Source organism: Methanocalculus sp., from assembly GCF_030651615.1.
Classification (GTDB): domain Archaea; phylum Halobacteriota; class Methanomicrobia; order Methanomicrobiales; family Methanocorpusculaceae; genus Methanocalculus.
Genome location: NZ_JAUSCG010000025.1, coordinates 1 through 9564, shown reverse-complemented (window position 1 = coordinate 9564; position 9564 = coordinate 1). Strand labels below are relative to the sequence as shown.

Annotated in this window: 8 protein-coding genes and 1 pseudogene; 2 read left to right on the top strand and 7 right to left on the bottom strand. The window is 48.7% G+C overall.

The genetic code is table 11. From position 1 onward, the window contains the following. Window positions 1–317: hypothetical protein (locus Q7V06_RS00915; protein ID WP_304836696.1), on the bottom strand; the 317-nt coding region annotated here is incomplete at its 3' end. Between the two features lie 179 nt (window positions 318–496). On the opposite strand from Q7V06_RS00915, the gene Q7V06_RS00910 reads away from it, so the two are divergent. Further along, complete coding sequence (locus Q7V06_RS00910; protein WP_370650790.1) at window positions 497–2140, top strand: putative manganese-dependent inorganic diphosphatase; 1644 nt, start codon at window positions 497–499, stop codon at window positions 2138–2140. On the opposite strand, the gene Q7V06_RS00905 is transcribed toward Q7V06_RS00910, so the two are convergent. Beyond that, window positions 2135–3373 carry a GNAT family N-acetyltransferase gene (locus Q7V06_RS00905; protein WP_304836693.1) on the bottom strand — a complete coding sequence of 413 codons (1239 nt, stop codon included), beginning with the start codon at window positions 3371–3373 and terminating at the stop codon, window positions 2135–2137. The genes Q7V06_RS00910 and Q7V06_RS00905 overlap by 6 nt on opposite strands. A gap of 261 nt (window positions 3374–3634) precedes the next feature. Then, the gene (locus Q7V06_RS00900; protein ID WP_304836699.1) at window positions 3635–4711 is read right to left on the bottom strand and encodes a GHMP kinase; all 1077 of its coding nucleotides are present in this window, start codon (window positions 4709–4711) and stop codon (window positions 3635–3637) included. 110 nt (window positions 4712–4821) lie between these two features. On the opposite strand from Q7V06_RS00900, the gene Q7V06_RS00895 reads away from it, so the two are divergent. Beyond that, complete coding sequence (locus Q7V06_RS00895; protein WP_304836691.1) at window positions 4822–5925, top strand: radical SAM protein; 1104 nt, start codon at window positions 4822–4824, stop codon at window positions 5923–5925. Here Q7V06_RS00895 and Q7V06_RS00890 read toward each other — a convergent pair. The 4 genes and pseudogenes from Q7V06_RS00890 to Q7V06_RS00875 form a co-directional block, all read right to left on the bottom strand. Then, window positions 5873–6571, bottom strand: coding sequence for a glycosyltransferase family 2 protein (locus Q7V06_RS00890; protein WP_304836689.1), 699 nt, complete (start codon window positions 6569–6571; stop codon window positions 5873–5875). The genes Q7V06_RS00895 and Q7V06_RS00890 overlap by 53 nt on opposite strands. Next, window positions 6568–7548 carry a glycosyltransferase family 4 protein gene (locus tag Q7V06_RS00885; protein WP_304836686.1) on the bottom strand — a complete coding sequence of 327 codons (981 nt, stop codon included), beginning with the start codon at window positions 7546–7548 and terminating at the stop codon, window positions 6568–6570. Before Q7V06_RS00885 ends, Q7V06_RS00890 begins: the two co-directional genes overlap by 4 nt. Next, window positions 7545–8858: an NAD(P)/FAD-dependent oxidoreductase gene (locus Q7V06_RS00880; RefSeq protein ID WP_304836683.1), complete on the bottom strand. Its 1314-nt coding sequence runs from the start codon at window positions 8856–8858 to the stop codon at window positions 7545–7547. Before Q7V06_RS00880 ends, Q7V06_RS00885 begins: the two co-directional genes overlap by 4 nt. Window positions 8859–8906: 48 nt before the next feature. Next, a pseudogene (locus Q7V06_RS00875) lies at window positions 8907–9564 on the bottom strand (DNA mismatch repair protein MutL); the annotation flags it as partial.

The following is a 9564-nucleotide window of genomic DNA, read 5'->3' as shown; positions in this document are numbered from 1 at the left end:
TTAATCCGTCGGGAGAAGAGACGCTGACAGCCGTCAATCTGGATGATCGGACTATCGAAAAGGTGATCCCCAAATGCTGTCTCTCCCTTTACCTGCGATTGATACTCCATCGTGTAGATATCTTTTTTATAGACTTCTCTGATATGCTCAAGAAACAGGCTCTTGCCGGAGTAAGGGCTTCCGATGATGGCGATGTTCTGTCGCTCTCCATTGCGGTATCTGGAGATCGTCTCTTCAATGATCTTGAACTCTTTTATAAATCCAATACAACACGCCGATTGATTGGCATCGTTCGAAGAGGAATCACCAGGTGTCATAGAACAACATCTCTTTATAAGGTTCTCTATGATAAACATTCCTTATTCAGCAATTTGAAATAATCTTATACACCGATCGTCTTGATTTACCAGACCGAAGAGTCACATTGCAGGATAAGACATATCATCGCTCAACGTGAAGAGATTAACACATTCTCTCAAGAGGAGAAATTCATTAGGTGAAGACGGGCCATGGTGATGCATACATGAGTAGTATCTATGTTATTGGACATAAACAACCGGACACGGACAGTATCTGTAGTGCTATAGGATATGCAGAATATCTGAATATGCAGCATCCAGGCAGGTACATTCCTGCCAGATGCGGAGATATCAATGCAGAGACGGCATATGTCCTCTCTCATTTTGGAGTTGAATCCCCGGCTTTTGTAGAGTCGGTGGAACCCACTGTAGCCGATATACCGTTTACCTACACTCTCAGTGCACAGATGGATCTTCCTACAATTGATGTTGTTGAGATGATGGAAGAGCATGATGTACGAAACATTCCGATAACAGATCAAGAGGGAAAGTATGTCGGCCTCGTCTCAGAGCATGGGCTTGCACGTGCATATGTGCGGCGTACCCGTATTGAACCCCTCTCCGTCTCACCAATTAAGACTGACACATTAGCACGCATTCTTGATGGAGAGGTGATCGTCAGTAAGCAGGATATCCTTGAAGGAAATGTCTACATATCAATCGATGCACTCCATGTTGCCTTATCCCGTCTTACAAAGGACGATATCGCCATCGTCGGGGATAATGAACCATCACAACTCGCCCTTATTTCTGCGGGAATAGCGTTGTTGATCATCGCAGATGGCGCACCTGTTGGTGAGCGTGTGATTACAGCAGCGTCTTCACGAGGGGTCTCGATCCTCTCGACGAAACTTGATGCGTTTGGTGTGGCGAAGATGATCAACCTCTCGCTGCCTGCAAGCGATGTGATGGCAACTGATGTTCCGGTCATTCACCGTGATGATGGTGTTGACTATGTCAAACAGCTCATATCAAACTCCAGGTACCGTACTGCCTGTATTGTTGATGAAGAAGGAAAACTTCTCGGGATGATCTCCCGGAATACTTTTATGGATGAGATCCAGAAGTCTGTCATCCTCCTTGACCATAACGAGTATAGCCAGGCGGTTGACGGGATTGAACATGCCGAGATTCTTGAGATCATCGACCATCACCGGCTTGGAGCGATGACGACCCTAAAACCGATCCGGTTCATTATGGAGCCGGTTGGATCGACTTCAACCATTATCGCTTCGATCTACAAGGAGAGTGGAAGAGATATACCTACTCCAATCGCAGGACTTCTCCTTGCTGGTATCCTCTCAGATACCCTCGGTCTGAAGATGTCGACGACCACAAAGAAGGATGAATATATGGTTTCATATCTCGCAGATATCACAGGGATCGATCCGATGGAGTTTGGGATGCAGCTCTTCAGGGAGGGTATGGAGCTCTCAAACTGCTCGATGGAAGAGCTTGTTAAGAAGGATATGAAGCGCTATAATCTCTTCTCAAAGGATGTGGCCATATCTCAGGTGATGGTTCCATCTTCAGAGTTTACTACCCGTCATGGAGATGAGATACGATCACTCATCCAGAAACTCCGCGTCCTTATGGAGGTGGATATCTTCGTCGTACTCATAACCTGTGTGTATGAAAATGGATCAGATCTCTTCGCCTCAGGGGATGATTATACCCTTCAGCGGTTGAATTATGAGAATCAGCCGATCCGGCTTGATGGCGTGATGTCGCGGAAGAAGGATTTCCTTCCTCAGTTTGGACAGATGATCCGGGGATTATAATCCTCCCGGCCCCCTCATCATCGGTACTACTCCTGCACCTTCGAGGTTGCCAAGGGCAAATGCGTACCTCTCCCGGATCGTTTTTGGAAGGTTCTCCTCTGGTATTTTTTTAAAGCCATATGAGCTGTACCAGTCCACAAGTGCTCTTGTCGAATGCATAAAGAGGCGGTGGTCTCCGCACGATCTGATCAACGAGTCCATCGCATATTTTGCAAACCCATGGCCCCGGTATGCCTCGGGGGTAAAGACAGAGTCGACCTCATACCCGTCGGGATGCTTTCTGCATCGGGCTACCGAGACGAGGATTCCCTCTGCAAAAGTGCCGGATATCGTATCTCTCTTCGGATCCCCTGTCTGCTGATGGTACTTCTCCCATAGTGCTTCTGCAAGAGGAAACTCGTCATAATCCAGCAGACGCCCTTGCACCTGAAGCGTGATCTCGGGATAGCGAATATACACAGGAATCTCAGCCCTCGCTGCAACACCTGCAACCGTGGCTCCAATCTTCGCCTTCTTCAGGTAATCAAGGTGCCCAAAACGGGAGAGAAGTATCATGGTTGCCTGAAGTGTCCCGGCCACTGAGAGGATTGTATTAACCCGGTCGCCATGTAGTGCGAGGACAGATATCGAATATCTCTCATCTCCATTATTCATGCGATCAGCAGCATCCTTCAGCTGTTCCCGCAATGATCGGATATTCGCATAGTCAGTAGAGTCGGTGACATGCAGGAGCGTGATCTGTCCTTTGACATTCAGACTTTTTACGAACGCAAGAATCTCATATGATATGCTGGAGAGCTCAATTGGAATGAGGACATTATCAAAAATTTCCGGATGCATGCTGTTTTTGACATAGCGGGGATACTGCATGATCAGGAGATCACGGCTCACATTGAGGAGCAGGTTGTCTGATACCGACCCAAGGAGATATTTTTCGACTTTCCCCCTTCCCCTCGCACCAATAACGATTGTATCGATCCGCTCTTCTTCTGCAACGTCTCTGATCGCCTCTCCTATCGGTTGTTTCACATTCTCAATAATCCTGAAGCGAGTTTTAATATCAGAGGATGAGAGGAGGCTGCATTCCTTCTCCAGTTTTTCACGATCTTTCCCAGTAATGTTCCCTTCTGTTACATGGAGGATGATCGCATCAGAGATTCCGGGAATTTCCGAGGCCATCCGAAGGGCTGCCTGTGAGTAATCAGAAAAGTCAGTTGGTATGAGTATCCGCATGCCGATCTACCAGATGAAACTGATGGAAGGCTGAGAATATAAGGAGAGGGGATCTGGATGTTTGGAGATGGGAGTTGGGATGAGTATTAGATAGATGTGAACTGCTTCAATCTCACTCATTTCGTAAACGGCGTAAACAATCCTGAGAGTTGATTTGATTCCTGAGCTCTTTTCTGGAGCCCTTCAATTGGGGAGTGTCATTGTTTCTGTTGATCGATCTGAAACCTGTCCTCATCTCCATGGCCGGGAAGACCCCGGCATTCATGCCGGGGGGATCACCTTTACACCCTCGTTATCGATCTCGGTTGCAACCGCGATCTCAAGGCCGAGTGGTGTGACGATCGCTTCCATCTCTCTCCTGGTCTTATCAGTGATTATTGCAATTGCGGGTCCAACCGAGCTCATTGCGACAAACTCCAACCCGGCTTCGCGGAGGCGGCTCATATACTCGTAGAGGGCGAAGCTGTGGTGCTCAATCTCGGCCCGTTTTGAACCCCGAAACTCGATCTCCCACATTATATCGCCGATCGCCTTTAAGTCACCCCGTTCAACCGCCGGGATGAGATCCATCATAATCAGGTAGACCTTCAGTTCACGGTCCCGGTAATCAAGGGTTCGTGCCTTTGTCATCAGGAGGTCAAACTCATGCTCACCTGCACTTGAAACTCCTGAAGGAGGAATGACGATATAAACGTTCTTTCCTTCTGCAAAATCATGACGGTACACAAGAGACAGGGCATCTCCCATCACCCCGATCCCACCGTACGTGGAGACGGCAGGTCCGACTCCTGTCTCAAATCCGAAGACGACCTCTCCACCGATGGTCTCCTCAACATAATTATGCCCGATCAGAAGGCGGATCTGGTCAGCCGATAGGGGGTTGCCAACTGCGGTATTTGCCGCATGACCAACCACTGTCAGAAGTGTGCTGGTTGAACCAAGCCCTACATGCTCCTTTCCGTGATCGGTTGCGGTAACAGAGAAGCCTCCGGTATAACCGACCGCTTTTGTAAACGCCATCAGGAAGTGGCGGATGATCGCAGCACGCGGATGATTCACGGTGATTCCATCCGGCACACAGGTGACCTCTGCTTTGCAGTAGAGTTTGAGCGCAAACCCAAGCCCCCCGCCACCGGGATGGCCGGGTGCAAACCGGTTCATATCAAAGACGGTCAGATGAATCCTTGCTGGTGCAATAGCTGTATAGGTTCCCTGTCGTGGTGAGGCAGATATCTTCCCCTCAAACCCGCATGTCCTGATCTCCTCTCCCGGAGTAAAAGCCATGAACTCATACTCGACAAGGTCAAGGTCACCCCCACGGATCTTCATCGTTGGCATGGTATATCCCATAACGGTTCCCGATTCTGGATGATAGCCTTTCTGATCTGCTCCTTGATGAGTGTCTGCTCACTTTCACCCCCCGTACCCAGGGAATATTACCAAACAGGATGTACATAATCAAAGAGATGTCCGAACAGCTCAGAAAACTCAACCGCCTCTCCAGGACCTGTTTTGATATCACATTATCTCCCGGCGAGACGGGATGCACTCGTATCAGGAACAGGTATCTGAAGATGCTTCTCGACGGATCATGCAGTTTTGACTGTGCATACTGCGGAGTCTGTCAAAATGAGAATCCGGTGTCATTTTCCCCCGAAGAGTTTGCCCCTCTTATCCTCAAAGTATGGAGGAATCATTGGATCGATGGTCTCTTCCTCTCGACCGGGATTCCCCGTGATACAGAGGCGAGTATGGAGGATCTGCTTCAGACAGCGCATCTCCTCCGTCAGGGGGGGTTTACCGGATATCTCCATCTGAAGGTTGTTCCGGGTGCTCTCCGTGGTGATATCGCTGAAGCGGCACGACTGGCAGATCGGATAAGCATCAATCTTGAAGCAACAGACAAGAGCCGCCTCTCCGAGATTGCATCTGTCAAGAACTATGAGTCGGATCTGTTAAGGAGGCATGCATGGGTTTTTGAGGCGGCGCCGGACAGGCATACCACACAGATCGTTGTTGGGGCAGCAGAAGAGACGGATGCTGAGATCCTCTCATTCATGGATCGGGAGTACCAAAGATATGCTCCCGCAAGGATATACTATTCAGGTCTTATACCTCTCCCACAGACTCCGCTTGCAGCATCAGCACCTGCGAGCCCTGCACGGATACGAGGGTTGTATGCAGTGGATGCGCTTGTCAGAACCTATGGATATTCTCTTCATGAGGTCAGAGGTGCCCTTGGAGAGGAGGGAATGCTTCTGGCCGGTGATCCGAAGATCAATTGTTCCGGATCAAAACCGATCGATCCCTTATCTGCATCACGGGAGGAGCTGATACGTGTCCCTGGTATAGGGCCAAAAGCTGTTGATAGGATACTTGCTATGAGAAGAGAGGGTGTGGTTATCTCGCATGATTCATTAAAAGAAATGGGAGTGATCCTAAAACGTGCACTCCCACACCTCAGGATCGACGGGAGTATTCAGTCCCGCCTCCCCTCCCTCACTTATACTCCCGCTTTGAGTACTGATATTTCTCATCATCCCCGCCCTTGATCGTGATATAGAGCCATTCATACAGCGATTTCAATGTCCCAAACTGCACATATCGCCGCATTGAGAAACTGACCCTGAGCTTACCATCCAGTTTTACACGGCCGATCTCTCTCATTCTTCGTGCAATTTCGAGATCGTCCCCGGCATCGATGGTGCGGTACATTCCTGCCTCAAAGAACGCCTCCCGCCGAAATGCCGTATTGCAGCCGAGGGTGTAGTAGAGCGTGTGGGTATAGTAGCCGAGCCGGGAGAAGGTATTGGCGAGGGCAAGCGATATCTTGTGCCTGATGCCGGGCTCTATCGGCTCAACAAGCCCGTAGAGCTGAACAACTGCCGGGTCAGAAAAACCCGCCATGATCCTGGCAATCCAGTCCGGTGGGATGATGCAGTCGGCATCGGTTGTTGCAATGATATCTCCATGAGATGCGATAGCCCCGTCGTTTCGCGCTCCACCCACCTTCTTCGAGGTCTGGATAAAGACCATGTCGGCATACTGCTCTGCAATCTCCCGTGTCCGGTCTTTAGAATTGCCATCAACGACGATGATCTCATACTCGGAACGCGGGATCGTCTGCTTTGACAGGCTCTGTAAGCATTGTTCGATATTTGACTCTTCATTATAGGTTGGAACGATAATTGAGATCATGCCGTCTCCGAAAGTCTCTGATAGGTTTTGATATGCTCTTCTGCAATTCTTCTGATATCAAAGGGTTTCGTAAATTTCCTTGATATTCCTTTCATCCTGCGAAGCTCAACTTCATCCCGGATGAATGCTTCTGCCTCATTGATCTCTGAAAAGAGGAGTGATGCTCCACCAAAGACCTCCCGGAACTCCGGTATGTCACGTGCTACAACTGGAACACCCGTTGAGAGGGCTTCAAGAAGAACCATCGGCATGATCTCGGCATATGAAGGGAGGAAGAAAATGTCCGCCCCTGCATATGCATCAGTGATATCCGGAACAAAACCGGTGAAGATGACATTCTTTCCGGAACTCCGCTTCATCATCTCAATCTTCGCATAATCTTTTGAGAGGACGCTGTATGGATAGCCACCCACCCAGACAAACGTGATATCCGGCATCATCTGAGCAAGTTTGAGGAAGTCATAAATACCTTTTCTCGGCGTTTCCTGTGCAACCGTCAGGACGATGGTATCGTGATCATGTACTCCGATATACTCCCGGAAACGCTTTCTCTTTCCTTCATCCGGTTTGAATTTATCCCGGTTCACACCATTTGGGATAAGTGTCGTCTCCATATCCGGGAGCATCGCCTGAATCTCACGGAGGCTTGGAGGCGTGATCGCAATGATATGATCGAATTTTCCATAAATCTTGGGATACTGGTTATTAATGAAGGTGGAAAAAGCGACATTCCCATCATTTAACCGTGGTGTCGAGTGGGCAGTCAGCAGCTTCACACCTTTACTATATGAGCGGTGTGTGAGTGCCATTGGCCCGAAACTATGATAATGCACAATATCGAAGTCAGCATTATATGAGTTCCATGAGACATCATGATGGTCCAGAGTGATGATCTGACGATATAATGTCTTTGCGAGAGTTGAACAACCAATATACTTAAAGAAGAAGATATCCTCAACAAAAATATTCGCTCTCATGAAAGACGCTCCATAAACTTCATGGCACTTCGGATACACCCATCCATATTCAGGTACTCAAACTCCGAGAACCTCCCAACGAGGTGAATGCCAATTCCCTCGAGATAAGACCTGACGATCCTGATATTTTTCAGATAATCGAGATCATATACCACATATGCAAACGTTGATCGGGCAACCGAGGTATGGACGATCTCTACCCCCTCCGGGATGAGCCCCATGCGGGTAAGATTTGCTAGTGTGTCAGCCAGGATCTCCTGATCGGAGAGGGAAGAGATTGTATCCCCCTCATTGTAGGTGATCTCGGCAAGGATTGACGCATGGCCCTTTGGTGCAACCGCGTCACTATAATTTGAGGGGAATGAGATCCGATTGAAGTATCCATTTGTTGCCTCAGGAATGTAGACCCACGAGAGAGGTGGTGCCAATCCGGCAAACCCGATGCAGACACTGATCAATGAGTTGTACTTAAGTGCATCACATGCCTGCTGCACTTCGGGGGGCAGATCCGAAAGGCATGGAAGAAGGTGTTGAAGCGGGATTGTTGAGATGACCTGATCTGCGGTATATTCATCTCTTCCATCTCCTATGACCCACATATCTCCTCTCCGTCTGAGAGAGTTTACCTGACTGTTGGTTCTGATAGTACTCTTCACCGGGTCTGCAATTGCCCTGACAAGAGCCTCGATCCCCCCCTCGATTGGGTAACTGAAGACTGACTGATGAGTATAGCCTTCAGTTGGAATCCCAATTGCTGATTTTATAATATCTTCGACAGGGGGACGGGGAACCCTCCCCTCCATCCAGTGAGCTGACATCTGATCTGTCGGATAATTCCAGATCTTCTCATTATAGGGGATCATATAACATTCTGCAATACCACGACCAAACGTTGCGAGGATCCAGTCCTTAAAGTTTGCAGGTTCTGGAATATCTCCTTTTTCAGCTGCGATTATAGTTTTGATATATTCGTTGATACAGAAGAAGAGGTCCTCTTTTGGGAGATCAAAGAGGCCATTCTCAAAGGGATAGTTGATCATCAGACCTTTATAGAATATTTTGGTATTTCGCTTCCTCTCAGCCCGGTTTGACCGGAGCACCTCATTCATAAACGAGAGTACAGCAGTGTCGCGGGAGAAGATGATATGGGACCCACCCAGATCAAAGGTGAATCCATCTGAGGTACGTGATCGGCAGAGACCTCCAATATTCTCCTCTTTCTCAAGCACCATCAGCTCTTCTCCAGCTTCATGCAGAAGCCGGGCGAGTGTTACACCGGTAAGCCCACCGCCAAGAATTGCCCATCTCACACTATATCGTTTAGTCGAGGAACGTTATATCGATTTGTCCGTTTACCTCTAACTCCGCCTGAAGAGATGTTCAAGATCCTCTCTGGTGAAATGGATCACTGCCGGCCTTCCATGAGGGCAGGTATATGGAGGTTTGGCATGAAAAAGCTGAGAGATGAGGCGTTCCATCTGCTCCTGAGAAAGGTGGGTATTTCCTTTGATTGCGGCTCTGCATGCTATCGTCTTATAAACACGCATACGCCGTTCACCCGCAGGTCCCCGGATACCTTCAATAAGCTCCATTACAAGGGATTTAATCTCCTCCGGATCATCAATCCTTCTGCCACCTGACGGCACTGCACGAACTGCAACAGTCTCACCTCCGAACTCATCAATGATAAAACCTGCAGAAGAGAGATCCTCCTCCGCATCAAGGATGAGTGCGGCATTCTTTCTGGTGAGCTGTATTGTAACCGGAACGAGGAGATGTTGGGATTCAACCTTTCCGTCTATCCCGTGAAGGAGCTTTTCATAGACGATCTTCTCGTGTGCTGCATGCTGATCGATGATCATAAGATCTCCATCATCTCCTCCGGCAAGGATGTATGTGCCATATATCTGGCCGAATATCAGGATTTTTTTCTGAAAAGACGCTGTCTGATCTGTTTCAGAAAGAGGTGGTGCCAACTCGGTCTCCCTGAGCTGGCGATCAGTCATCGTATAGGGT